The 24,564-nt window shown below is 43.6% G+C and carries 26 protein-coding genes; 20 read left to right on the forward strand and 6 right to left on the reverse strand.

Annotated features, from left to right (window positions below; translation table 11 throughout):
- Positions 1 to 70 precede the first annotated feature (70 nt).
- From JN178_RS11085 to JN178_RS11120, 8 genes are all read left to right on the forward strand, one after another.
- Entirely contained in the window at positions 71 to 1,255 is a 1,185-nt protein-coding gene (locus JN178_RS11085; RefSeq protein WP_202261630.1) for a D-alanyl-D-alanine carboxypeptidase family protein, read from the forward strand.
- A gap of 99 nt (positions 1,256 to 1,354) precedes the next feature.
- Positions 1,355 to 1,618 (forward strand): DUF493 family protein YbeD, encoded by a 264-nt coding sequence (gene ybeD / locus JN178_RS11090; RefSeq protein WP_159625775.1) that lies wholly within the window; start codon positions 1,355 to 1,357, stop codon positions 1,616 to 1,618.
- Positions 1,619 to 2,290, forward strand: coding sequence for a lipoyl(octanoyl) transferase LipB (gene lipB, locus JN178_RS11095; protein ID WP_202261631.1), 672 nt, complete (start codon positions 1,619 to 1,621; stop codon positions 2,288 to 2,290).
- A complete protein-coding gene (lipA, locus tag JN178_RS11100) occupies positions 2,283 to 3,245 on the forward strand; it encodes a lipoyl synthase (RefSeq protein ID WP_202261632.1) in 963 nt (320 codons plus the stop codon). The genes lipB and lipA overlap by 8 nt, the downstream gene beginning before the upstream one ends.
- Positions 3,246 to 3,438: 193 nt before the next feature.
- Positions 3,439 to 4,446 (forward strand): asparaginase, encoded by a 1,008-nt coding sequence (gene ansA, locus JN178_RS11105; RefSeq protein ID WP_202261633.1) that lies wholly within the window; start codon positions 3,439 to 3,441, stop codon positions 4,444 to 4,446.
- Between the two features lie 13 nt (positions 4,447 to 4,459).
- A complete protein-coding gene (locus JN178_RS11110) occupies positions 4,460 to 5,299 on the forward strand; it encodes a DUF2797 domain-containing protein (RefSeq protein ID WP_202261634.1) in 840 nt (279 codons plus the stop codon).
- Positions 5,300 to 5,435: 136 nt separating this feature from the next.
- Positions 5,436 to 6,014 (forward strand): DUF6624 domain-containing protein, encoded by a 579-nt coding sequence (locus JN178_RS11115; RefSeq protein ID WP_202261635.1) that lies wholly within the window; start codon positions 5,436 to 5,438, stop codon positions 6,012 to 6,014.
- Between the two features lie 17 nt (positions 6,015 to 6,031).
- Positions 6,032 to 6,307 (forward strand): hypothetical protein, encoded by a 276-nt coding sequence (locus JN178_RS11120; protein ID WP_202261636.1) that lies wholly within the window; start codon positions 6,032 to 6,034, stop codon positions 6,305 to 6,307.
- Between the two features lie 72 nt (positions 6,308 to 6,379).
- On the opposite strand, the gene JN178_RS11125 is transcribed toward JN178_RS11120, so the two are convergent.
- Positions 6,380 to 6,931: an NAD(P)H nitroreductase gene (locus JN178_RS11125; RefSeq protein ID WP_202261637.1), complete on the reverse strand. Its 552-nt coding sequence runs from the start codon at positions 6,929 to 6,931 to the stop codon at positions 6,380 to 6,382.
- 156 nt (positions 6,932 to 7,087) lie between these two features.
- Positions 7,088 to 7,699 carry an HvfX family Cu-binding RiPP maturation protein gene (locus JN178_RS11130; protein ID WP_202261638.1) on the reverse strand — a complete coding sequence of 204 codons (612 nt, stop codon included), beginning with the start codon at positions 7,697 to 7,699 and terminating at the stop codon, positions 7,088 to 7,090.
- A 46-nt stretch (positions 7,700 to 7,745) separates the two neighbouring features.
- Between JN178_RS11130 and JN178_RS11135 the strand changes: the two genes are divergently transcribed.
- From JN178_RS11135 to JN178_RS11145, 3 genes are all read left to right on the forward strand, one after another.
- Positions 7,746 to 7,943, forward strand: coding sequence for a hypothetical protein (locus JN178_RS11135; RefSeq protein ID WP_202261639.1), 198 nt, complete (start codon positions 7,746 to 7,748; stop codon positions 7,941 to 7,943).
- Positions 7,944 to 8,073: 130 nt separating this feature from the next.
- Positions 8,074 to 9,939, forward strand: a complete 1,866-nt coding sequence (sppA, locus tag JN178_RS11140; RefSeq protein WP_202261640.1) for a signal peptide peptidase SppA — start codon at positions 8,074 to 8,076, stop codon at positions 9,937 to 9,939.
- Positions 9,940 to 10,055: 116 nt separating this feature from the next.
- A complete protein-coding gene (locus tag JN178_RS11145) occupies positions 10,056 to 10,514 on the forward strand; it encodes a SprT family zinc-dependent metalloprotease (protein ID WP_202266040.1) in 459 nt (152 codons plus the stop codon).
- A gap of 55 nt (positions 10,515 to 10,569) precedes the next feature.
- On the opposite strand, the gene yfbV is transcribed toward JN178_RS11145, so the two are convergent.
- Complete coding sequence (gene yfbV, locus JN178_RS11150) at positions 10,570 to 11,019, reverse strand: terminus macrodomain insulation protein YfbV (protein ID WP_202261641.1); 450 nt, start codon at positions 11,017 to 11,019, stop codon at positions 10,570 to 10,572.
- Positions 11,020 to 11,465: 446 nt separating this feature from the next.
- Here yfbV and trxB point away from each other — a divergent pair, with 446 nt between their 5' ends.
- The 4 genes from trxB (at position 11,466) to infA (ending at position 14,284) form a co-directional block, all read left to right on the forward strand.
- Positions 11,466 to 12,431: a thioredoxin-disulfide reductase gene (gene trxB, locus JN178_RS11155; RefSeq protein WP_159625795.1), complete on the forward strand. Its 966-nt coding sequence runs from the start codon at positions 11,466 to 11,468 to the stop codon at positions 12,429 to 12,431.
- A 44-nt stretch (positions 12,432 to 12,475) separates the two neighbouring features.
- Positions 12,476 to 13,222 carry a leucyl/phenylalanyl-tRNA--protein transferase gene (aat, locus tag JN178_RS11160; protein ID WP_202261642.1) on the forward strand — a complete coding sequence of 249 codons (747 nt, stop codon included), beginning with the start codon at positions 12,476 to 12,478 and terminating at the stop codon, positions 13,220 to 13,222.
- Complete coding sequence (locus JN178_RS11165) at positions 13,219 to 13,932, forward strand: arginyltransferase (protein WP_202261643.1); 714 nt, start codon at positions 13,219 to 13,221, stop codon at positions 13,930 to 13,932. Before aat ends, JN178_RS11165 begins: the two co-directional genes overlap by 4 nt.
- 133 nt (positions 13,933 to 14,065) lie before the next feature.
- Complete coding sequence (gene infA / locus JN178_RS11170) at positions 14,066 to 14,284, forward strand: translation initiation factor IF-1 (protein ID WP_014949333.1); 219 nt, start codon at positions 14,066 to 14,068, stop codon at positions 14,282 to 14,284.
- Positions 14,285 to 14,414: 130 nt separating this feature from the next.
- Here infA and clpA read toward each other — a convergent pair whose 3' ends face one another.
- Both clpA and clpS read right to left on the reverse strand, forming a co-directional pair.
- Positions 14,415 to 16,691, reverse strand: coding sequence for an ATP-dependent Clp protease ATP-binding subunit ClpA (gene clpA, locus JN178_RS11175; protein WP_202261644.1), 2,277 nt, complete (start codon positions 16,689 to 16,691; stop codon positions 14,415 to 14,417).
- Positions 16,692 to 16,715: 24 nt separating this feature from the next.
- Positions 16,716 to 17,036, reverse strand: a complete 321-nt coding sequence (clpS, locus tag JN178_RS11180) for an ATP-dependent Clp protease adapter ClpS (RefSeq protein WP_014949331.1) — start codon at positions 17,034 to 17,036, stop codon at positions 16,716 to 16,718.
- A gap of 209 nt (positions 17,037 to 17,245) precedes the next feature.
- Between clpS and cspD the strand changes: the two genes are divergently transcribed.
- A complete protein-coding gene (cspD, locus tag JN178_RS11185; RefSeq protein WP_014949330.1) occupies positions 17,246 to 17,464 on the forward strand; it encodes a cold shock domain-containing protein CspD in 219 nt (72 codons plus the stop codon).
- A gap of 438 nt (positions 17,465 to 17,902) precedes the next feature.
- On the opposite strand, the gene JN178_RS11190 is transcribed toward cspD, so the two are convergent.
- Positions 17,903 to 20,122, reverse strand: a complete 2,220-nt coding sequence (locus JN178_RS11190) for an NADP-dependent isocitrate dehydrogenase (RefSeq protein ID WP_202261645.1) — start codon at positions 20,120 to 20,122, stop codon at positions 17,903 to 17,905.
- Positions 20,123 to 20,611: 489 nt separating this feature from the next.
- Here JN178_RS11190 and JN178_RS11195 point away from each other — a divergent pair, with 489 nt between their 5' ends.
- The 4 genes from JN178_RS11195 (at position 20,612) to purB (ending at position 24,448) form a co-directional block, all read left to right on the forward strand.
- On the forward strand, positions 20,612 to 21,154 hold the full coding sequence (locus JN178_RS11195) for an rRNA large subunit pseudouridine synthase E (protein ID WP_202261646.1): 543 nt from the start codon (positions 20,612 to 20,614) through the stop codon (positions 21,152 to 21,154).
- Positions 21,155 to 21,330: 176 nt separating this feature from the next.
- Positions 21,331 to 22,440 (forward strand): tRNA 2-thiouridine(34) synthase MnmA, encoded by a 1,110-nt coding sequence (gene mnmA, locus JN178_RS11200; RefSeq protein ID WP_269752163.1) that lies wholly within the window; start codon positions 21,331 to 21,333, stop codon positions 22,438 to 22,440.
- On the forward strand, positions 22,440 to 23,066 hold the full coding sequence (gene hflD / locus JN178_RS11205; protein WP_202261647.1) for a high frequency lysogenization protein HflD: 627 nt from the start codon (positions 22,440 to 22,442) through the stop codon (positions 23,064 to 23,066). Before mnmA ends, hflD begins: the two co-directional genes overlap by 1 nt.
- Before the next feature lie 14 nt (positions 23,067 to 23,080).
- Complete coding sequence (purB, locus tag JN178_RS11210; protein ID WP_202261648.1) at positions 23,081 to 24,448, forward strand: adenylosuccinate lyase; 1,368 nt, start codon at positions 23,081 to 23,083, stop codon at positions 24,446 to 24,448.
- Positions 24,449 to 24,564 lie beyond the last annotated feature (116 nt).

The raw sequence follows: 24,564 nt of genomic DNA on the forward strand, positions 1-24,564 counted from the left end.
TAGGTAGTTCAATACCTGTTAGAGTAAGCTTCACAAATACACGGACACAACGGTCAAAGAAATTAGAACCATGCTAAAAACAATTAAACGCGCTAAACCGTCATTCCTCACCTTTGCCTTTTTAATGCTTGGCGCATTAATGCAAATGGCTAACGCTGCAGTGGTAACACCACCAGCGCCAACCGTTGCGGCAGAAGGCTTTCTTCTTACCGACTTTGAAACCGGTCATATTATCGCGTCTAAAAACGAAGACATGCAGCTTGCGCCAGCAAGTTTGACCAAAATCATGACCATCTATGTTATCGGCAAAGAGTTGCAAGCTGGTAATATTAGCTTAGACGACGAAGTTACCATTTCAGAAAATGCGTGGGCTAAGAAGTTTCCTGACTCTTCAAAAATGTTTATTGAAGTTGGTACTCAAGTATCAGTACGCGACCTTCTACGCGGCATTGTAGTGCAATCGGGTAATGACGCTTGTGTAGCAATGGCCGAACACGTTGCAGGTTCAGAATCTGCGTTCGCTAGCATGATGAACGCGCATTCAGCTTCGCTTGGTTTAACTGGCTCTCATTGGGTGAATGCACATGGTTTACACGACCCAGACCATTACACCACTCCACGTGATATGGCCACGCTTTCTCGCGCACTTATTTCAGAGACGCCTGAAATGTACAAGATTTACAGCGAAAAAGAATTCACCTACAACGGTATTAAGCAGTACAACCGCAATAGTCTGTTGTGGGACAAGAGCCTAAACGTTGACGGTATTAAGACTGGCCACACGTCTGATGCGGGTTACAGCTTAATTACTTCAGCAGAACAAGGCGGCATGCGCTTAATCTCGGTAGTGATGGGTACAGACAGCGAACGCGCACGAAAAGTAGAAAACAAGAAGTTGTTAAAATATGGCTTCCGCTTCTACGAAACATTGACTCCTTATGAGGCTGGACACAGCTTTGTTGCTCACCGTATTTACATGGGTGACAGAGAAACAGTAGACCTTGGAATTAACCAATCTACCCCCATTACTATTCCACGCGGTCAAGCGGCTAACCTAGAAGCTAACTTTGAGCTAGACAAAAAGCTCGAGGCACCACTGGCGAAGGGCCAAGTAGTTGGTAAACTTTATCTTCAACTTGAAGGAGAAGATGTAGCGAGTTACCCGCTTGTGACACTTCAGGAAGTGCAAGAAGGCAGCTTCTTCAACCGCATGAAAGACTACATAATGCTTCAGCTAGGCTTTGATGATGAGTAGCGACGTATAAAATACGTCAAAAACCTAGTGGTGAAGCGGCCAGATTTGTTACAATCTGGCCGTTTTTTTATATGAGATTTACTGTACCGAGGATATCGCATGGATACCCGTTTCGACGAATTACTTGATTTTCCGACACACCAAACGTTTAAGGTAATGGGCGTTGCTCATGAAGACTTGCCTGAGCAAGTGGTAACGTGTCTACAACAACATGCCCCTGGCGACTACTCGCCAACGGTTAAACCAAGCAGCAAAGGTAGCTATCACTCTATCTCTGTTAGCGTGCGTGTTACCAGCAAAGAGCATATGGAAACCATTTATACAGAACTGGCAAAGCTTGAGCTAGTTAGGGTTGTACTATAAGTGAACGAGCAGTCAACTATCAGCAGTGATCACAACGTGATTATTCGTCAGTTAGGCCGACAATCATATGAGCCTATCTTTAAGGCTATGCAACGCTTCACTGATGAGCGAACCGCTGACACTGAAGATGAAATTTGGCTAGTGGAACACGACGCTGTATTCACCCAAGGACAAGCGGGAAAAGCTGAACATATTCTTATGCCCGGTGATATCCCAGTAGTCCAAGTGGATCGCGGTGGTCAGGTAACTTATCACGGCCCAGGTCAGCAAGTTATTTATTTAATGCTAAACATCAAACGCAGAAAGTTAGGTGTACGTCATTTAGTCACTGCGATGGAAGAAGCAGTGGTCGGATTACTTGCAAAATATGGTGTAAAAGCTTACCCGAAGCCCGACGCACCTGGCGTGTACGTGGATGAGAAAAAAGTTTGCTCCCTTGGCTTAAGAATACGTAATGGCTGCTCATTTCATGGCTTGGCGTTAAATGTTAATATGGATTTATCGCCGTTTCAGCGAATTAATCCGTGTGGATATGCAGGTATGGAAATGATTGATACTGCTCGTCTAAACGGCCCCACGTCGCTTGAAATAGCGGGTAGTGAGCTAACTGACTTATTGTTAGAAGCGCTGTCCATTACCCAAACAACTTACAAAGAAGGTTTTGATGAGTAACGCACGACCACAAGCGGGGGTCAAGCTCCGTGATGATGAAAAAGTAAAACATATTCCCGTCACCATTATTCCTACTGAAAAGGAAGAAATGCTGCGTAAACCGGAGTGGATCAAAATTAAGTTGCCTCGAACAACTGAAAAAATTGATCACATCAAGAAAACACTTCGCAAAAACAATCTGCATTCAGTATGTGAAGAAGCAAGCTGCCCTAACCTAGCAGAATGCTTTAATCACGGCACTGCAACCTTCATGATTTTGGGTGACATATGTACTCGCCGCTGCCCGTTTTGCGACGTTGCCCATGGTAAACCGTTACCACCAAGTGCAGAAGAGCCTGAAAAACTCGCTAAAACGATTGCTGAAATGAATCTTCGTTACGTGGTTATCACCTCTGTGGACCGCGATGACTTACGCGATGGCGGTGCTCAACACTTTGTTGATTGTATTAATGCTATTCGTGAACATAGTCCATCGACCACCATTGAAGTGCTAGTGCCTGATTTCCGCGGTCGTATGGACCGTGCGCTAGAGATTTTCAAAAATGGTGTTCCTGATGTGTTCAATCACAACCTTGAAACCATTCCACGTTTGTACCGTGAATGTCGTCCAGGGGCTAATTATCAGTGGTCGCTAGATTTACTTAAGAAGTTTAAAGCGCAACACCCGGATGTGATGACGAAATCAGGTCTAATGATGGGTATGGGCGAAGAAAATGAAGAAATTGAAGGCGTACTTCGTGACCTACGGGCACATGACGTAGACATGTTAACCCTTGGTCAATACCTTCAGCCAAGCCGTCACCATTATCCTGTGAAGCGTTATGTGCACCCGAAAGAGTTTGACGCACTAGGTGACTATGCGAAAGAAATTGGTTTTACCCATGCAGCATGTGGCCCCATGGTTCGTTCAAGTTATCATGCAGACCAACAAGCAGCAGGTAAAGAAGTTAAGTAAGTCATTTTCTTTACTATGATTGCCTTTGCGGTATGTGTTTAATTAAGAAGCGGTGCTATCACCGCTTTTTTTGTGTCTTTAAATCGGATTACTTCGATTGTCGAAATTAACGCTATTAGCGTGACAAACTAATTCGGGTTGTTAGAATGCCCGTCTTAAAAGTTTATTCCCTCGTTAACGCTAAGGGCATTCAATGCGCAAACACATATACATTGCTTATACTGGCGGTACCATCGGTATGAAGCCTTCGAAGCAAGGGTACGTCCCTGCTGCTGGCTTTTTGGCAGATACTCTTAAAAACATGCCTGAATTCCATCGCCCAGAAATGCCGTTGTTTACGCTTCATGAGTATGACAATCTCATAGACTCGTCTGATATGGACCCGTCCGATTGGCAGCGTATTGCCGATGACATAGCGCAAAACTATGATGCCTATGACGGCTTTATCATTTTGCATGGTACTGACACCATGGCATATACCGCATCGGCGCTCAGTTTCATGCTAGAAGACCTTTCAAAACCGGTTATTGTGACAGGCTCGCAAATACCACTTGCCGAACTGCGTTCAGATGGTCAGGTTAATTTATTAAACGCGCTTTATGTCGCAGCGAACTACCCTATTGCTGAGGTCGGTCTATTTTTTAACAATCGTTTACTACGCGGAAACCGCAGTAGAAAGGTGGACGCCGATGGATTTAGTGCATTTGACTCACCTAACTTCCCACCATTGCTCGAGGCTGGTATTAACATTCGCATTAAATCGGGAAAGCTAGCCACTACCCCATCCAATTCACTCACGGTGTCTAACGTTAAAGCACAACCGATTGGAATGGTAAGTCTTTACCCGGGCATTGCTCCAGAGGTAATTAAAAATACGCTGCAGCAACCTGTCAATGCACTCATTTTACTGAGTTATGGTGTAGGCAATGCACCACAAAACCCTGAGTTGATTGCACAGCTAAAGTATGCGAAAGCGCGCGAAATACCTGTACTTAACTGCACCCAATGTATGCGTGGTCGCGTAAATATGGGGGGATATGCTACGGGTCATGGATTACAAGAAGTCGGCGTATTGTCAGGCAGCGATATGACACCAGAGGCAGCATTGGCGAAGCTGCATTACTTACTCAGCAAAGGCTTGTCTTTTGAAGAAATCATTGAAAAGCTCACGCAAAACTTGCGCGGCGAGCTAAGCGAATAACGAAGGTAATACTGTGACAACAACCTATACTGGCGTATTGCGTAAAATGCACACTCACGCAGACGATAATAATAACGTGCACTATACACTGCCCATAGGCGATGAGAATGTTGATATTAATGCACTAATAGGCAATGAAATATCACTCACGTACAACGGCGAAATAAACTGTGTACATTGCAACCGCAAGACCAAAAAAAGCTTCAACCAAGGCTATTGTTACCCTTGCCTAATTTCACTCGCACAATGCGACAGTTGCATCATCAAGCCTGAGAAATGCCACTATCATGAAGGAACATGCCGTGAACCTGAATGGGGCGAAGCACACTGTTTTAACGAGCATTTTGTCTATTTGGCGAATACTGGCACGGTTAAAGTAGGAATTACGCGACAAATCACCGATGGTGTATCGACCCGCTGGATGGACCAAGGCGCAACACAGGCAACAGTAATGTTACGCGTACCTGACAGATTAACCAGCGGGCTTGTTGAGACGCTGTGTAAAGAGCATATTGCAGATAAAACAAACTGGCGAACAATGCTAAAAGGTAAGCCGGAAGATGTAGATTTGCTGCAAGTAAAACAAGAATTACTTGAAAAAATTGCTACCAATTTAGACGCACTAAAGCAAGAGAAAGGTTTACAAGCTGTTAGCGAAGTGACAACCACTACCCATGATATTCACTACCCTGTTAATGATTATCCGGTAAAAATTAAATCACTTAACCTGGACAAAGATCCAAGCTTTTCAGGTGTATTAAAAGGCATAAAAGGCCAATACTGGCTACTTGATAACGATAGAGTTATTAACATTAGAAAGTTTGCTGGCTACAACGCTACGCTAACATGCTAACAAGAAAAGCGAGGTTTTATGTGACCGCCATTACCTCGCTTTTTGATTGTACGACTAAACAAAGTTTCCCTTTCTTCTTTCTTTTGTGCATTGTGTAGCCGACCGATTAACGACGTACTAAAAAAGGACTTTAGCAATGCGTATCTTTCTTCTCACTCTTTTTTTCTCATTTAATTGTTTAGGTGCATTGAATGTTCCATTGCAAAAAGAACTTCAATCCATGGCCAGAGCAGATAAAACAGTGAGGAACGAGATAACTCGCATAGGGTGGGAAAATGCACCTTTTGAGCTACTCGAAAAGATGCGCTCAGTTGACAGCAAAAACACCGCAAGACTAAAAGCTATCGTTAAAAAGCACTCATGGGTAACTGAGAAATCAGTAGGCAAAGATGGCGTTAACGCTGCTTTTCTGATTGTTCAACACTCGCCTGATTTTGCTTTTCAAGAAGAAATGCTCCCTCTGATAAAACGTTCATACTTAAATGGTGAAGGCATTTCAGGTCAAGAGCTTGCGCTTTTAACAGACCGAGTTTTGGTTCATCAAGACAAACAACAAATGTATGGTACTCAGTTAAATATTGAAAATGGTGAGTTAGTGTTTGACCCAATTTACGATATTGATAACGTAGACAGTAGAAGAGCCGAAGTTGGGCTACCTTCATTGGAAGAATATAAAAAGTTAATATCAAAAGCTTATGGAATGCCGGTGAAATAACAAGCTAAGGAAAGAAGATGCAAACATTATTAATTATGGGTGTGCCAGTAATAGTCATTTTATTAGTCATCGTGACCCTAAAATTAAGAGAGTTGTTCAGCTACTTAGCGATAGTCGGATTAGCTATCATGTCTACGTTTACTGTGGAGTTTCTTTTCTGCTCTGTCCTTAAAACACAATGTGAGCCTGACGCGTTAAATTCAGTAGGCCTTATTATTCATTCGTTCATTGTAATAACAATATGTTCGGTCATTTACGCCATTATGCCGAGTCGATTTAAGAAAATTTCTTAATAGAACGTGACAGTAAAAAACACGCCGCTTAAGAGCGGCGCACTTTGCAACTAAAACTACATGTAAAAAAACTTAACGCCAATATTCAAAATAGTCTTGTGTATTTCGTTGTGGCTTAGGGGCAGGCTCAAATGCTGGCGTACCTAGGTATAAAAACCCAACTATTTCATCGTCTTCTGCCAAACCAAAACCGTTCTTTACGGTATCGCATTGCGCGTAGCTACCTGTGCGCCACATGCCATTAAAACCTTGCGCTACAGCTGCCATTTGCATTGCCATTACGCTGCAACTGGCCGATGCTATCTGCTCGACGCGAGGTACTTTTTCATGCTCGTGATACTTAGCAATAGCCACTATCACCATAGGTGCACGATGAGGTAACTGAACAGCCCTATCAATTTCTTTTTGTGACTTTCCGTTTTCAATAGCAGATTGCTCGTAGAGCGCACCTAACTTGTCTAACCCTTTTCCTTCACAGACAATAAATCGCCACGGCGTTAAACACGCATGATCAGGCGCTCTAAGCGCTGCCTGCATAATATTTTCAAGTTCATCACCGCTCGGTGCTGGTGCTGACAATCTGGGCTGAGAGCTTCTGTTAAGTAGTAGGGTTAATGCATCCACGTGCAACCTCCAGCTGTAAAATAGTGTAATTTAAATTCGCGAATGTTGGGCTTTGCGTTAAGGACGTACCGCAAAGGTTTACTCGCGCTAGCTGTAATGATCCTACGACTGCACAATAAAAAAGACCAGAAATTTCCGGTCTTTATCAAGGTTTATCTATTCGAAGCGTTCGCTATTAGGTGGTGTAAAAAAGTAATCAACACTAACGTACCTACCGCCACCGTAGAAAAACAAAACAAGCAGCATGACAAAATATGTTGCAGCAAACTCAATCCCGTTATTTAGCACTACAAAGTTACCACTGGAAGTCAGCCAGTCATAATTTCCGTATTCTTGAAGCAATGACTTGGCCGCCGCGAGTTTTTCGGGTGCAGATAAAATACTTTCGCTGTGAAGAATGGTACCGTCAGCAAGCCACGACGACGCATCAGCAATTGCTAACCAGCCGTTTTCTGCGTGCACACTCACCATGGCAACAACCATCGTTATCATTAAAGGGATAGAGACTAATCGTGTTAATGCACCAAATAAAATTAGCACGCCACCTACAAGTTCAGCAGCTGTGGCCAAAAATGCTAACACCATTGGAAAAGGCAGGCCCAAACCATAGTCCTCATTGCCGAACCACTCTACAATACTTTCAAAGCTTGAAGCTTTATTCCAACCCGCTTGAATCATTACTGGTGCTAAATAAAGTCGCAACAAAAGGAGTGGTATACCGTCTGCGTGTCGTAAACTTTTAACTACTCGTGTATATAGGCCTATCATTATTGTTATCCTTATAAGTATTTATACTTTAAAAGAACGGTGGTTTATGAAAAATCTTTCATCTCAAAACGATAAGCATTCACCGTTTTTGCGAATAATGCAAAAAGGTCACAAAAAAACAGGATATAAAAAAACATCAGGTAACCTATTGTTAACGCTAAGCGAAAACGACCACAAACGTATTGCACAACTCATCGCCAAATGGATTGAGGATAAAAGAGAGAAAAGTAATAGCGCCAAATAAAAAGTTACAATTAAATTCGCGATCTTACTCGTTTTCGGTAACATAATAGGCTTATATACGTTTATACGCTGAACGCGTTGCGCCAAAGCAGCAAGAGTTCATTGATTAAATTTAGAAAAGGTAGTGATTTATGGCAGCCAAAGGAAGTTGGACGAAATCCTTGTTTATTGGCTTGTGGACGGTGCTAAACTTTACCCGCAAACTGTTTTTTAACATCATCTTTTTGGTTATTTTTGTTGGTCTTATCATCGCCATTACTAGCCAAGATGGTGATCAACTCACCGTGAAATCAAACAGCGCGCTATTTCTAACACTCAATGGCCAATTGGTAATTGAAAAAGAAAGCGTTGACCCTTTCGAGCAATTCATTCAAGAGTCGTTGGGTGACCAACCTGAAAACCCGGAAGTACTCGTACGCGATGTAGTAAAAGTACTAGAAAATGCACAGAAAGACCGCCGTATTAAAGCGTTAGTGCTTGACCTTCAGGGTCTTCGTGGCGGTGGTTTAGATAAATTGCGCACTGTTGCCAACGCTATAGATGAATTTAAAACGTCTGAGAAACCAGTGTATGCAATTGGTGATTACTTTTCTCAGGACCAATACTATCTTGCTGCCCACGCCGACCATATCTATTTAAATCCTATGGGTGGTCTCATGTTTGAAGGCTACGGTCGTTATGGCATGTATTTCAAAGATATGCTGGAAAAACTCAAGGTTACTACACACATTTTCCGTGTAGGAACTTATAAGTCGGCAGTAGAGCCAATAATGCGTAACGACATGTCAGAAGACGCTAAGCGTGCCGAAAAGCAGTGGCTAGACGGCTACTGGGCACAGTATAAAGCAGACGTTGCGAAAGCTCGTGGTATCGACGAGGCTAACTTTGACGAAACGCTACAAGGCTTGTTGGATAAATTCGAAGCGGCCGGCGGCGACTTTGCTCAGTACGCGCTTGAATACAACTGGGTAGATGCACTTAAAACCCGTGAAGAAGTACGCCAAGAACTTGTTGAGTTAGTTGGCAAGGATGAAAATCAACTTGGTATTAACTACACCGCGTTCAACACGTACTTGAAGGTGGTTAACCCACCGATGCCAGTGGTTAACAACGATATCGATAAAGTCGCGATTGTCGTCGCCAAAGGTACTATTTTAGATGGTAACCAAAAAGCGGGCACGGTAGGTGGTGACAGCACGGCGAAGTTATTGCGCAAAGCGCGTTTTGACGACAATGTTAAAGCTGTCGTACTACAAATCGATTCGCCGGGAGGCAGCGCGTTTGCTTCTGAGATTATACGTCAGGAAGTACTTGAGCTTCAGCGTGCTGGCAAACCGGTTATTGCTTCAATGAGCACCTACGCAGCATCAGGTGGTTATTGGATTGCAGCAAGTGCCGATCGCATTATCGCTAGTCCTAGCACCATTACCGGTTCAATTGGTGTGTTTGGCATGTTTATGACTTACGAAAATTCACTGGATTACTTAGGTATCCACAGTGATGGCGTAGGCTCTACAGAACTTACTGGTTTTTCTGCGGCCCGCCCCCTTGCGCCAGAGTTTGGTCAAATACTTCAGCGCAATGTCGAGAACACCTATGGCAATTTCTTATCACTGGTATCAAACGCACGCAATATGCCTGTTGAAGAGGTTGATAAGGTAGCACAAGGCCGCGTATGGATTGGTAGTGATGCCATTGACTTAGGACTTGTCGATCAACTAGGCACTTTAGATGATGCCGTTACCGCCGCTGCAGAAATGGCTGAACTTGAAAACTTCGATACTTTCTATGTACAGCGTACTCTTTCTGCTCAGGAAATATTCTGGAAAGAATTTTTCGGACAAGCAATGGCAGTAGTCGGTAAATGGCAGTTTGCAAATACAGACACTGCGTTGGTCAATGAACTAAAACGCGTTCTCAATGAAGTAAGCACAGTGACCAAATTAAACGATCCGAAAGGTACCTATGTGCTTTGCTTGCCTTGCGATGTAAAATAGCGCCTTAAAAAGGGTAACCGTTAAGCTTTTATCAGCTAGCGGTTACCCAATAGACCTAATCTGTAGAGTAAAAAAACATCGCAACACATGATTTATCACCAGAGCAGCGTCAAGATATACAAGACGCTGTTTTTGTTTGTTACGAGCGTGCAGAACGATTCTTCGACAAACACTTCCCTCGCCCATCGATTAGCTATCGACGCTCTGGAAAGAACGCAGGTACCGCGTTTTTACAGCAAAACAGAATTAACTTTCACCCACTACTTTACAAAGACAATACCAGCGCTTTTTTGCGCGATGTTGTTCCTCACGAAGTAAGCCATTTGTTAACTTGGCAATTATATGGAAAAGTTAAACCTCACGGCATCGAGTGGCAAGCTATCATGAAGCAGGTTTTCGGGTGCATGCCAAATACGACGCATAGTTTTGATATAGGAAACACAACCAATACAGTAAAATACCACTGCTTATGCGATAACTACGCGCTTACTATTAGAAGGCATAATAAGATTCTTAAGGGTGCTCAGTATCGTTGTAAAAAATGCAACGGTATACTTAAGCGCACGAGCGCCTGATAAACGCGCATTTAAAGCGACACACAATTAACCATATTGGCCATTGTTGAGCGCTTTAGCTGAACCAGTGTTTAGTGAATACACTGTCTAAGTCGTTAAACGCCGTTTTTAGCAGGTGAGCCAGCTCTTTATACTTTGGCTTAGACTTAATTGATGCAACATTACATCCCTGAGATCGCATTTTGGAATGAATATCCTGATACCAACTTTTAAGCTGGGGCGGTAGATACTGGTCTGAACGGTGCCCAAGCCACAACAATCCTTGCATGGGAAGACTTAGAAAAAACGCACCAATCGCGATTGTCTGCGGCAAATACTCCACACCAAGATTTTGCAATAGTAACGCACAGGACACAATGGCAACCGGCGGCATGGTTTTAATGGCAAACTTGGTTGCTGCAATCACTCGACACTCAGGGAAGTAAGCGTATAGCTCCTTCTTTACAGGCCATGTCTTCATGTATTGCTGTCCATCTTTTAACAACGTCATCACCGATTGAGACATGCTTCACCTCTGCGCCTAAAATCATGCATAACCAAAAAGAATGCGTAATTTATTATCACCATTCCTAAGTCAAATTGTAATCGTCTTTTGGGCTAATACAAGACTGTTTGTGGGTTTTATACGCCTACTTATCTTAAGACACAGAAACCTAACAGAAGTTTAATTTCATTGGTGAGCGTATCATTTAACGCCGTTTGTTCGTCGTAAAAATAAGGGCAATGGTAATTGTTTTAGCAAAAAAGCATACATCAAAGACTAACTTGCTCTAAAAGAGAAACTACTCTTTGAGTGACATTTTCATCGCTAAAAGGCATCATAGCTGCCTTTAATGTATAACAACAAAAAGAAACGTAGTGATAAGGTTGATTTAATCATGATTGCCCTTACCTAGCGTTCTAAGAGATTTAATAAAGTAGCCCGCTTGGGTGAATTATTTGGAGACGAAAATGGCAGAAAGCAGACACGTCCGTCTACTTATCTTGGGTTCAGGCCCTGCGGGTTATTCAGCTGCAGTTTACGCGGCACGCGCTAACTTAGAACCTGTACTTCTAACTGGTATTCAACAAGGCGGACAGCTTACTACCACTACTGAAGTGGAGAACTGGCCAGGCGACCCGGAAGGACTTACTGGTCCAGACCTAATGGTGCGCATGCAAAAGCACGCCGAAAAATTTGATACCGAAATCATTTTTGACCACATCAACAAGACTGACCTAACCAAACGTCCATTCACCTTGTACGGTGACAGTGGTACGTATACGTGTGATGCGCTTATCATCGCAACAGGTGCTTCGGCGAAATACCTTGGTATGGAGTCAGAGCAAGCGTTCATGGGCAAAGGTGTGTCTGCATGTGCAACGTGTGATGGATTCTTCTATCGCAATCAAAAAGTAGCCGTTGTGGGCGGTGGGAATACAGCGGTAGAAGAAGCGCTTTATTTATCAAACATTGCCTCTGAAGTTCATGTGATCCACAGAAGAGATAGCTTTAGAAGTGAGAAAATTCTTGAGCAGCGTCTTCGTGACAAAGCTGAGAACGGTAACGTTGTTTTACACCTTAATCGCACCCTTGACGAAGTACTTGGTGATGAAATGGGCGTAACCAAGATCCGCATTAAAGACACAAACAGCGATGCCACTGAAGAACTTGATGTAATGGGTCTTTTCATAGCGATTGGTCACAAGCCGAACACCGACATTTTCGATGGTCAGCTTGAGATGAAAGACGGTTATATCGTGGTTAACAGCGGTACAAACGGTAATGCAACGCAAACCAGTGTAGAGGGCGTATTTGCCGCTGGTGACGTGAGTGATCACATTTACCGCCAAGCAATAACATCTGCGGGAACGGGCTGTATGGCCGCGCTTGACGCAGAAAAATTCCTTGATGGATTTATGCCAGAACAAGGTTAAAAACTGTAATTTGGCCCTGTAGTTTGCAGGGCCCCTACCGACTTATGATCGCTTTACATTATATTGAAGAAGGTGCTCCCTTCCCTCCTGTAGACACTGCTTTGAGCGATCCAAATGGCTTGCTAGCGTTTGGTGCGGACCTTAGTCCCCCTCGGTTGTTTTCAGCATACTCTCAAGGCATATTTCCTTGGTTTAGCGATGATGAACCACTTTTGTGGTGGTCGCCCGATCCAAGGGCAATCATTGACTTGGATGATTTCATTGCTAGTAAGAGTCTGCGAAAACTGGCTCGTAAGCAACAATATCCTGTGACGCTCAATCATGCTTTCGAAGAAGTGATTGAAGCGTGTTCGTCTATTTCACGCAAAAGCCCTAATAATGATGGGTTATCAACCGACACGTGGATTACAGAGGATATGGTGGATGCGTATAAGCATTTACACACTTTGGGTTTAGCGCATTCTGTAGAAGTATGGGATGGCGATGATCTGGTCGGTGGCTTATACGGCGTAGGAATAGGCAAAGTCTTTTGTGGTGAGTCAATGTTCCATGCAAAGAGCAATACGTCTAAGTTGGCCATGCTAGCCTTAGTTGAACATATGAAACAGCAGAACATGGCATTTATAGATTGTCAGTTGCCAACGGAGCATTTGATGTCTTTGGGTGCAAAAAGTGTTTCGCGGGGTCAGTTTGTTGAAAAACTGCAGAAGAACAACCACACTTTAACTGAAGAAGGCGCACTATCGCCTGATTACCTAGCAAGGTGGCAACCAAAGGTTATTACGCCATGAAGTTCGGTATTACACATTCATTTACGTGTAGTTACTTGCCTGAAGAGCAAGAACAATTACTTGTGTATGCTGAAAACAATGATTTTCAATCGTGGCGGTATGCTCAACTTATTCAAGCGGGGTTTAGACGCAGCGGTGAACAAATTTACCGGCCACATTGCCCTAGCTGCAAAGCATGTAAATCAGTGCGAATTCCAGTAGATGCATTTACCCCCTCTCGCAGTCAAAAGCGCATACTGAAAAGCAACAAACCATTTTCGGTTAAGTTCGCCAACACACCAGCAGCATCATATTATCCGCTGTATGAACGCTATATCACCGAGCGTCACGCTGACGGAAGTATGTACCCTCCTTCGCAGGACCAGTTCGACAATTTCGTGTTGTGTGATTGGATGAAGACGCACTTTCTAGAAGCGTATGATGGAGACAAGCTTATTGCCGTTGCTGTGACCGACGTTATCGACGAAAACAATCAACTACTGGCATTATCGGCACTGTACACATTTTTCGACCCTGATTACGAGCGACATTCGTTAGGTACCTGGATGATATTGCAGCAAATTGAACAGGCGCAATTGTTGGGGCATCAGTATCTTTATCTAGGATATTACGTGGAAGGTTGCCAAAAAATGTCGTACAAACACAAGTTTCTGCCATTTGAGCAATTTGTTGATAATCAATGGCAGCTTATTTCAACAACAAACCCATAACCCTGACCAAGCGCGGATTAGTGTGCTTTTCTAAACTATTTAGCTGAAAATACATTAATTACTTTACACTGAACCCAAGATTGGGTAAGGTCTGCGCGGCAAAAATTTTGAATTACTGAGGTAACTGCTTTACATGGCAAAAGAAGATTGTATTGAAATGGAAGGTACTGTGTTAGACACACTACCTAACACTATGTTCCGCGTTGAACTAGAAAACGGTCACGTAGTGACTGCGCACATCTCTGGTAAAATGCGTAAGAACTATATCCGAATTCTTACTGGCGATAAGGTCACCGTTGAGATGACTCCTTACGATTTGACCAAAGGTCGTATCGTTTATCGCGCAAGATAATGAGCCATTGAAGCGGTAACGCATTGTTAAAAGCCCGGTCTATTGCCGGGCTTTTTTGTGCATAGTGAAATGCACAAAAAAGGGGCTAGCAAACGCTAGCCCCTTTTATACATTTGCATTGCTGTGGCGATTAACTCGGCTCAGGTTCTTCTGAAGTAGCATCCACACCTGCGTATTCAAACGTCAGTTTGTCTTCTACACAATCAACTTTAACGTTTCCGCCTTTCGCCAGTTCACCAAACAATAACTCGTTGGCCAGTTCCTTCTTAAGCTCATCTTTAATTAGACGCGCCATAGGTCTTGCGCCCATCGCTTTGTCGTAGCCTTTTTCAGCAAGGTAAGCTCTTGCTGCACTGCTTACTTCAAACGACACGCCTTTAGCATCTAACTGCGCCTGTAGCTCAATAATGAACTTATCTACAACCTGCAGGATAACCTCTGAGTCAAGGTGATTAAACCAAATAATACCGTCCAAGCGGTTCCTGAACTCAGGGGTAAATACCTTGTTGATTTCGCTCATTGCATCGTGGCTATGATCTTGTTGTTTAAAGCCAATAGACTTGCGTACGGTTTCCTGAACACCAGCATTGGTAGTCATAACAAGCACTACGTTTCTGAAGTCCACTTTTCGGCCGTTATTGTCGGTTAACGTACCATGGTCCATAACTTGAAGAAGAATATTGTAAATATCGCTATGCGCTTTCTCAATTTCATCTAGAAGCACCACAGAATACGGGTTTTTAATGACTGCATCCGTCAACAAACCACCTTGATCAAATCCTACGTAGCCAGGAGGCGCACCTATTAAGCGGCTCACCGCATGACGCTCCATGTACTCAGACATATCAAAGCGAACGAGCTCCACGCCCATGATTTTAGCGAGCTGCTGTGTGACCTCGGTTTTACCCACACCCGTTGGACCTGCAAACAAGAAGCTACCTATAGGCTTAGTTTCTGTACCAAGACCAGAGCGAGACAATAAAATTGCATCGTTAAGGGTCTCAATGGCCTTGTCTTGGCCAAATACCACCATTTTAAGGTTACGCCCTAGGTTCTTAAGTACCTCTTTGTCAGACGCCGATACAGACTTCTCTGGAATTCTCGCCATTTTAGCTATGATCTGCTCAATGTCGCCTACCCCAATTGTCTTCTTGCGCTTTGACGGCGGCAACAAGCGCTGACTGGCACCCGCTTCATCCATAACATCTATTGCTTTATCAGGGAGGTGACGCTCATTGATGTATTTAGCTGACAATTCAGCAGCAGCTTGAATCGCCTTTTGTGTGAAACGCACATTATGGTGCTCTTCGTAGCGACTTTTTAGTCCTAACAAAATTTTCGTCGTATCGCTAACACTTGGCTCAGTCACGTCCACTTTTTGGAAGCGACGAGCGAGTGCGCGATCTTTCTCAAATATACCTTGATACTCTTGATAAGTCGTTGAACCAATACAGCGCAATTCGCCACTAGAAAGTTTCGGTTTAAGCAAGTTCGATGCGTCCATTACACCGCCCGATGCGGCACCAGCACCAATAATGGTATGGATTTCATCAATAAACAAAATAGCGTTTTTGTCTTTGCCCAACTCTTTCAAAATAGCTTTAAGACGTTTCTCAAAGTCACCGCGATATTTTGTACCCGCTAACAGACCGCCCAAGTCCAGTGAGTACACTGTACTTTCTGCAATAACTTCTGGCACATCGTCATTGACGATACGATACGCTAACCCTTCGGCGATAGCCGTTTTACCCACACCGGCTTCACCCACCAATAGCGGGTTATTTTTCCGTCGGCGACATAAAATTTGGATAGTACGCTCCACTTCAGAATCTCTGCCAATGAGCGGATCAATTTTTCCATCTTTAGCATATCGATTAAGGTCAGTGGCGTATTTGCTAAGCGCTGAACCACTTTCTTCGCCAGCTTCGCCCTCTTCAGAGGCTTCTGGATTTACAGGTTCATCATCGTCGGCTTTACTTACACCGTGGCTAATAAAGTTAACAACATCCAAACGAGTAACATCCGCTTTTTTGAGAATGTATACCGCTTGCGATTCTTGCTCGCTAAAGATAGCAACAAGTACGTTAGCACCCGTTACTTCATCTTTGCCTGACGACTGTACATGGAATACAGCACGCTGAAGTACGCGCTGAAAACCTAACGTTGGCTGTGTTTCACGCTCGTTAATCTGGTCATCTAGAATCAGTGGCGTGGTATCTTTCACGAAAGAGAGAAGCTCACTTTTAATCGCTTCTATATCCGCACCACAAGCTTTGAGTGCATCACGAGCAGCTGAGTTATCAAGCAGTGCCAACAACAAGTGCTCAACCGTCATAAACTCATGACGGTGCTCTCTGGCAAATACAAACGCACTATTTAGCGTTTGTTCTAATTCTTTATTTAACATATTGCTCGCCCTCTACAAAATACCTTATGCCTGCTCCATCGTACACATCAGCGGGTGCTGATGCTTGCGTGCATATTGATTTACCTGCATTACTTTCGTCTCTGCTATCTCAGCAGTGAAAATGCCGCACACGGCTTTTCCTTGATAATGAACGGTCAGCATAAGTTGGTTGGCTTTCTCAGCGTCCATATTGAAAAACTGCATGAGTACCTCAATGACAAAATCCATTGGTGTATAGTCGTCATTGTTCAACAACACTTTATACATGGGAGGCGGCTGCGGCTTTTGTCGCTGCGCGTCTTTCTGTTTTTCCTTTTCGATACTAATAGCGTTGTCTTTACTCATAACTTAATAATAGTGGTTTCATGACAGATATGTGTACAAACTTTTGAATAAATTTATTCACATTTGTCCTTGACATAATATGGTTAAAAAATCTACATTTTGATAGTGGCCTTGAGTATGAATTTTCATAAACGGTCTGGCCACTGTGTCTCTGGATCTATAATGGGGGCATATACGTGTGAGTTCAAGGATTAAGAGGAAGTCGAAGTATGGCGGTTGGCAAAGTTAAATGGTTTAACAACGCGAAAGGTTTTGGGTTTATCGTACCAGAGGACGGTGGTGAAGATATTTTTGCTCATTACTCAACGATTCAAATGGAAGGTTACCGTTCGTTGAAAGCAGGTCAGGAAGTAACGTTCGAAGTACAGCAAGGCCCTAAAGGGCTGCATGCTGAGAACATTGGCTTCAAAGAAGAACCTGAGCGTTAAGAAAGAATTTTAAAGGCCTGGCTTTCTAAGCCGGGCTTTTGCTTTTCTGTCACCCTATTTATGGCGTTTTTAAGTGCCATAGGTTTTGTTTGTTCTAAATTTCCCTATCAGCATTATCTGCATCGATGCCCATTTCGGTAGTTATTAAATTTAATTTAATGGTACAAATTTGTTTATCATTACCTAATGTCGCTCAAAAAAAGCACACAACTCAACCAAAATAAGTAACGTTAGATAAAGCGTTTACTGCAATTACAGTGCGTTCTAATCACGTGTGCGTATATTTTTATATAAGTTATCAAAGGTTTTTGTTGGAAATAAAAAACCCTGCAGTTTTTCAACCGCAGGGTTTTCATAGTTTTTTTGCAATAGCTACTTTGCAATAACTACCTTGCAATGAGCATGACTACGTTAAGGTAGTCATGAACTCAGTAACCATTAAGCTTCAAGAATAGCTTTTAATGTCTTGCTTGGAGACATAGTAGCGAAAAGCTTGTCTTCATCTGGGTAGTAATAACCACCAATTTCTTGCGCACTACCTTGTGTTGCATCAATCTCAGCCAGGATGTCATCAACCTTCGCTGATAACTCATCAAACATAGGCTTAAACTGCGCAGCTAGGTCTGCATCTACCGTTTGGTTGGCCACTTCTTCAGCCCAATACAAACCTAGGTAAACGTGGCTACCACGGTTATCTAGCTGACCAGCTTTACGAAGCGGCGATTTACCGTTGTTAAGCAGTTTTTCTGTAGCTTTATCAAGCGCTGTAGCAATCACTTTTGCTTTTGTATTGCTGTGTTTAATAGCAACATCTTCAAGCGATACCGCTAGTGCAAGGAATTCACCCAGTGAATCCCAACGCAGGTGACCTTCCTCTACAAATTGCTGAACGTGCTTAGGAGCACTACCACCTGCACCTGTCTCATAAAGGCCGCCGCCCGCCATCAATGGAACAATTGACAGCATTTTAGCGCTTGTACCAAGCTCTAGAATTGGGAACAAGTCAGTCAGGTAGTCACGAAGTACGTTACCGGTTACTGAAATAGTATCTAGACCGCGAATTGCACGTTCCATACTGTAACGAATAGCACGAACAGGAGACATAATTTGAATGTCTAGACCATTTGTATCGTGGTCTTGAAGGTACTTTTCAACTTTCTTGATAAGTTGCGCATCGTGAGCACGCTCGTCGTCTAGCCAAAATACTGCAGGCATACCAGATTGACGTGAACGTGTTACCGCTAGCTTAACCCAATCTTGAATAGGTGCATCTTTCACCTGACACATACGCCAGATATCACCTTCTTCAACATCGTGAGAAATAAGTACGTTCCCGTCTTGGTCAACAATTGACACTGTACCATCTGCTTCTAACTCAAACGTTTTGTCATGCGAGCCGTACTCTTCTGCTTTTTGCGCCATTAGACCAACGTTAGGTACCGTACCCATAGTGGTTGGGTCAAACGCACCGTGTGTTTTACAGAAGTTGATAACTTCTTGATAAATGGTTGCATACGTACTTTCAGGAATTACCGCTTTGGTATCGTGCGCTTTACCATCTGGACCCCACATCTGACCAGAGTTACGGATCATTGCTGGCATAGATGCATCAACAATTACGTCACTTGGTACGTGAAGGTTAGAGATACCTTTGTCAGAGTTAACCATCGCAATTGGCGGACGGTCTGCATAACATGCGTTGATATCTTTTTGAATTTCAGAACGCTGACTTTCAGGCAGACTTGCGATTTTGTCGTAAACACTGCCAAGACCATTGTTTGGATTTACACCAAGCTCTTCAAACAGGTCACCCCATTTGTTGAATAGGTCTTTATAGAATACTTTTACACAGTGACCGAATACGATTGGGTGAGACACCTTCATCATGGTCGCTTTTACGTGTAATGAGAATAGAACGCCGGTGTTCTTCGCATCTTCGATTTGCTCTTCGAAGAACTCGCAAAGCGCTTTTTTGCTCATGAACATGCCGTCGATAACTTCGCCAGCGAGTAAATCTACACGCGGTTTAAGCGTTTTCTTGCTTCCATCTTTACCCGTAAATTCGATGCTAACGTGACCGTCTTTCTCAACCGTCACAGATTTCTCACCAGAGTAGAAATCGCCACCGCGCATGTGCGCTACGTGCGAACGAGACGCTTGAGACCACTCACCCATTGAATGCGGGTGCTTACGGGCATAGTTCTTAACCGCTGTCGGTGCACGACGGTCTGAGTTACCTTCACGCAGTACAGGGTTAACCGCACTACCTAGTACCTTACCGTAACGTTCGCGAATGTCTTCTTCTTCAGCAGTTTTTGGTGAATCAGGGAACGCAGGAACGTTAAAGCCTTTGGCGTTTAATTCTTTAATTGTTGCGCGAAGCTGAGGTATTGAGGCACTGATGTTTGGAAGCTTGATGATGTTAGCATTTGGGTCTTGGGTCATCTCACCCAGTTCAGCTAGCGCGTCTGGCACTCTTTGTTCTTCAGAAAGATACTCAGGGAAATTTGCCAATACACGTGCAGCTAGCGAGATATCGCTTAGTTCAACGTCAATATCTGCGGCTGCAGCAAACTTCTGGATAATAGGAAGCAATGAATAAGTCGCCAGCATTGGCGCTTCATCAGTCTTCGTGTAGATGATCTTAGACTTGGTCATTATATACCTCAATTTTGTCGGCAGCGTACTACCGTTTTTAGTCCATTGGGTCGCAACAACTCGCAATATATTTATATTGCGCCCATAGTCATTGCGATACGTAATTGATGCTTTCCACTAAATACCTTTGGTGTTTAAACCCTCAGTACCTAGCCACTTGCTGTTTTCGTCGTCGTACTTTACTACGCTCCATTCTATCGCTGCTTCACGTCTCATGTGTGCCAATTCTGGCGCGTGAAACGTGGTTCCCTACCGATAACTGCTTAATAAACGTACGAATGCTCAGCCTTATAGTATCGACTGCGTCCATTAGTATAGGGTCGAAAGTTTCAGTTACAAGTCATACCATTGTCTTAACATATAAGATCACCGAATTTATCGACAAACTCTGCATTTTGCGACTTCTGCAAGCCGTCAGATTTCTGTGCGCAAAAACTCATGAGTGCATGTTAAAATAGGTACGTTCTTGGTTAATATTCGGTAATTTAAATGGCTTCACCTTCCACAGTAATTTTGTTTAATAAGCCTTTTCAAGTGCTCTCTCAGTTCACCGATGCAGACGGCAGAGAAACGTTGAAAGACTACATTGATGTGCCTGATGTATATGCTGCTGGACGGTTAGACAGAGATTCTGAGGGCCTGTTGGTTTTAACTAATGACGGTAAACTTCAGCACAAGTTGGCCCACCCGAAAGCGAAAACGAGCAAGACTTACTGGGTTCAAGTCGAGGGCATTGCTGATGATGCGGCAATAAACGCCCTTAGAAATGGTGTTGAACTCAAAGACGGTATGACCCGCCCAGCCAAAGTTAAACGCATGGACGAACCCGCCGTTTGGGAGCGCAATCCTCCAGTAAGATTTAGACAGTCAATTCCTACAAGCTGGCTTTCCATCACAATAAGCGAAGGTCGAAATAGGCAAGTACGCAGAATGACCGCGCACGTGGGCTACCCCACTTTGCGTTTGATTCGCTACCGCGTAGGAAACTGGACGATCGACGGAATTGAAAATGGAAAATACATTTCTTTTTAAGTAAAGAGATAACATGTGAATTACCCCGCGTAATCTGTTAAAATCCGCGACCTCAAAACGGGCGCTAGCCAAAACACTTAAAACGTTAATCGTTAGTAGGCTTTTTTGTGACTTGAAAATGCTAGTTTGGCCCTTACTTCTCAATTCCTTTTAATTTAATGAGTGTGCAATACGTAGTGAGTGATATTGATTCTAACGCAAGCAAGAAAGTAATCGTCGGTATGTCCGGCGGCGTCGATTCGTCTGTTTCAGCCTATCTGTTACAACAACAGGGTTACCAGGTTGAAGGTCTTTTCATGAAAAACTGGGAAGAAGACGACAATGATGAATACTGTGCTGCTGCGGAAGATTTAAAAGATGCTCAAGCCGTTGCCGACAAGCTTGGTATCGAGCTACACACTATTAATTTTGCCGCAGAATACTGGGACAACGTGTTCGAATACTTCTTAGAAGAGTATAAAGCCGGACGCACGCCAAACCCAGATATCATGTGTAATAAAGAAATTAAATTTAAGGCATTTTTAGAATTTGCTGCCGAAGATTTAGGCGCTGACTACATTGCGACGGGTCACTATGTACGTCGTCGTGAAGTAGATGGCAAATGGCAAATGCTACGTGGTTTAGATAACAACAAAGACCAAAGCTATTTCTTGTATACGCTGGGTGAAGAGCATGTTGCTAAAACGCTATTCCCCGTGGGTGATATCGAAAAACCACTAGTACGTAAAATTGCTGAAGAGCAAGGTCTAATCACCCACGATAAGAAAGACTCAACAGGTATCTGTTTTATCGGTGAACGTAAGTTTAAAGACTTTTTAGCCCGTTATCTTCCTGCTCAGCCGGGAGTCATTGAAACGGCGGAAGGCGAAGAAATTGGTCAACACGAAGGCCTAATGTACCACACGCTGGGACAACGTAAAGGACTGCACATTGGTGGCCTTGCCAAATACGGTGACGAGCCATGGTATGTGGTTGATAAAGACGTTGCACGAAATGTACTTATCGTAGGTCAAGGTGCTGACCACCCGCGCTTATACTCAAAAGGCTTGGTGGCAAAACAACTGCATTGGGTCGACAGACAAACCATTACTGAACCAATGCGCGCCGTTGTTAAAACCCGTTACCGTCAGGCTGATATTCCGTGTACTATTTCGCCAACTGGCGAGGACACAATCGAAGTGATTTTCGACGAGCCTCAAAAAGCAGTAACCCCAGGGCAATCTGCAGTATTTTATGCAGATGAAGTTTGCCTAGGTGGCGGTATCATAGAGAGCTATATCCGTTGATGTTAGACGCAGACATTGAAAACAATTTAGCACTTGCTGGTGTATGCCAAGCTGCCGCTTTAGTTCAGCAGCTTGCACGCCGAGGTAGTGCAGATAATGAAGCAATAGAAGCAAGCCTGTCGAGCATTCTGGTAACCGACCCTGAAACACCTCAGCAAGTCTTTGGTAAACTGGATAATCTTAAACTTGGGTACACTACCCTTGCCACGCAACTATCTGACAAGCAAGCAACAAAAGATACCGAGCTTACTCGGTATGTCGCAAGCATATTGGGGTTAGAACGAAAATTAGCGAAAAAGCCAAAGGCCATGCAAGAACTCGCTGAACGCATCTCGCATGTACAACGCCAACTCGCCCATATCGATTTTCAAAACCCACAAATAGTGTCATCTCTTGCAAGTATTTACAGCGACATTATTAGTCCTCTTGCCCCTCGCATTCAGGTAGCAGGTAATCCTGACTATCTCAGCCAACCCGCAACGCAACACAAAGTACGCGCTATACTTTTAGCTGGCGTAAGAGCGGCGGTGATGTGGCGTCAAATGGGCGGCAAACGAAGAAATATTCTTTTTAAACGCAAACACATTCTAAACAGTGCCGTTAAGGCGCTACGATTAATAAACTAGTGAGGAGCTTTAAGGTGGAACTGAGTCAGTTAACTGCAATTTCCCCTGTCGATGGTCGATATGCTGGCAAGAGCGTAGAATTACGTAGCATTTTCAGCGAGTACGGCTTACTTAAATACCGTGTAGAAGTAGAAGTACGTTGGTTACAAATGCTCTCTACTAACCCACAAATTGAAGAAGTTCCTGCCTTTTCTGATACCTCAAATGCGCTATTAGACAGCATTGTAAGTGAGTTCAGCGTCGACGATGCAATGCGCATCAAAGAAATTGAGCGTACAACTAACCACGACGTTAAAGCCGTAGAATATTTCCTTAAAGAAAAAGTAGCTGATAACAGCGAACTGTCAGCGGTAAACGAATTTATTCATTTCGCATGTACGTCTGAAGATATTAACAATCTTTCACACGGATTAATGCTTCGCGAAGCACGTGAGACAGTAATTCTACCATATTGTGACAAGCTGATTGACGCATTGATTGAACTTGCAAAGCGTTATCAAAACGTGCCTATGATGGCGCGTACCCACGGCCAGCCGGCTTCTCCTACCACAATGGGTAAAGAAATGGCTAACGTGGCTATTCGCCTTAAGCGTCAGCGCAGTCAAATTGCCAACGTAGAACTACTTGGTAAAATTAACGGTGCAGTCGGTAACTATAATGCCCATCTATCTGCTTACAAAGATATTGACTGGCACGGCGTTTCAGAGCGTTTTGTCACCTCACTAGGCCTAACGTGGAACCCGTTTACCACACAAATTGAGCCGCACGATTATATTGCCGAAATGTTTGATGCCATCGCGCGCTTCAACACCATTCTTATCGACTTTGATCGCGATGTATGGGGCTATATTGCGCTTGGTCACTTCAAGCAAAAAACCGTTGCTGGCGAGATTGGTTCTTCAACCATGCCACACAAGGTTAACCCGATTGACTTTGAAAACTCTGAAGGCAACCTGGGTCTGGCTAATGCCATATTTGACCACCTTGCGGCAAAACTACCGGTTTCTCGCTGGCAGCGTGACCTTACCGATTCAACTGTACTGCGCAATTTGGGCGTAGGTGTTGGTTATGCGGTAATCGCGTATCAAGCTACTTTAAAAGGTATTAGCAAGCTTGAAGTTAATGAAAAGAGCCTTCTAGACGAGCTAGATAACAACTGGGAGCTGCTTGCAGAGCCAATCCAAACCGTTATGCGTCGTTATGGGATTGAAAAGCCATACGAAAAGCTGAAAGAATTGACGCGTGGTAAAAAAGTAAACGCAGAAATCGTTGCTGAATTTATCGATAATCTTGATATGCCTGAAGCGGCAAAGACAGAACTTAAAGCGCTTACACCAGCAAGCTACATTGGCGATGCAATTAGGCTGGTAGATCAGTTATAAAGCCAACGTAATATTAGTACATTAAAAACGCGGTCATTGAGCCGCGTTTTTTTATATGTGCAGAAAATGTTGCACCAGAACAGGTGAAGAACAAATGATTGATTTAACGCAAAAGG

Origin of the sequence: Alteromonas sp. KC3 (assembly GCF_016756315.1) — a bacterium.
Classification (GTDB): domain Bacteria; phylum Pseudomonadota; class Gammaproteobacteria; order Enterobacterales; family Alteromonadaceae; genus Alteromonas.

Bases quoted from the DNA above. Each gene is read 5' to 3' on its own strand.
- JN178_RS11085 (WP_202261630.1), top strand. From the start codon at position 71: ATGCTAAAAACAATTAAACGCGCTAAACCGTCATTCCTCACCTTTGCC.
- ybeD (WP_159625775.1), top strand. From the start codon at position 1,355: ATGGATACCCGTTTCGACGAATTACTTGATTTTCCGACACACCAAACG.
- lipA (WP_202261632.1), top strand. From the start codon at position 2,283: ATGAGTAACGCACGACCACAAGCGGGGGTCAAGCTCCGTGATGATGAA.
- ansA (WP_202261633.1), top strand. From the start codon at position 3,439: ATGCGCAAACACATATACATTGCTTATACTGGCGGTACCATCGGTATG.
- JN178_RS11115 (WP_202261635.1), top strand. From the start codon at position 5,436: ATGCGTATCTTTCTTCTCACTCTTTTTTTCTCATTTAATTGTTTAGGT.
- JN178_RS11120 (WP_202261636.1), top strand. From the start codon at position 6,032: ATGCAAACATTATTAATTATGGGTGTGCCAGTAATAGTCATTTTATTA.
- JN178_RS11130 (WP_202261638.1), bottom strand. From the start codon at position 7,699: ATGATAGGCCTATATACACGAGTAGTTAAAAGTTTACGACACGCAGAC.
- JN178_RS11135 (WP_202261639.1), top strand. From the start codon at position 7,746: ATGAAAAATCTTTCATCTCAAAACGATAAGCATTCACCGTTTTTGCGA.
- sppA (WP_202261640.1), top strand. From the start codon at position 8,074: ATGGCAGCCAAAGGAAGTTGGACGAAATCCTTGTTTATTGGCTTGTGG.
- yfbV (WP_202261641.1), bottom strand. From the start codon at position 11,019: ATGTCTCAATCGGTGATGACGTTGTTAAAAGATGGACAGCAATACATG.
- trxB (WP_159625795.1), top strand. From the start codon at position 11,466: ATGGCAGAAAGCAGACACGTCCGTCTACTTATCTTGGGTTCAGGCCCT.
- aat (WP_202261642.1), top strand. From the start codon at position 12,476: ATGATCGCTTTACATTATATTGAAGAAGGTGCTCCCTTCCCTCCTGTA.
- JN178_RS11165 (WP_202261643.1), top strand. From the start codon at position 13,219: ATGAAGTTCGGTATTACACATTCATTTACGTGTAGTTACTTGCCTGAA.
- infA (WP_014949333.1), top strand. From the start codon at position 14,066: ATGGCAAAAGAAGATTGTATTGAAATGGAAGGTACTGTGTTAGACACA.
- clpA (WP_202261644.1), bottom strand. From the start codon at position 16,691: ATGTTAAATAAAGAATTAGAACAAACGCTAAATAGTGCGTTTGTATTT.
- clpS (WP_014949331.1), bottom strand. From the start codon at position 17,036: ATGAGTAAAGACAACGCTATTAGTATCGAAAAGGAAAAACAGAAAGAC.
- cspD (WP_014949330.1), top strand. From the start codon at position 17,246: ATGGCGGTTGGCAAAGTTAAATGGTTTAACAACGCGAAAGGTTTTGGG.
- JN178_RS11190 (WP_202261645.1), bottom strand. From the start codon at position 20,122: ATGACCAAGTCTAAGATCATCTACACGAAGACTGATGAAGCGCCAATG.
- JN178_RS11195 (WP_202261646.1), top strand. From the start codon at position 20,612: ATGGCTTCACCTTCCACAGTAATTTTGTTTAATAAGCCTTTTCAAGTG.
- hflD (WP_202261647.1), top strand. From the start codon at position 22,440: ATGTTAGACGCAGACATTGAAAACAATTTAGCACTTGCTGGTGTATGC.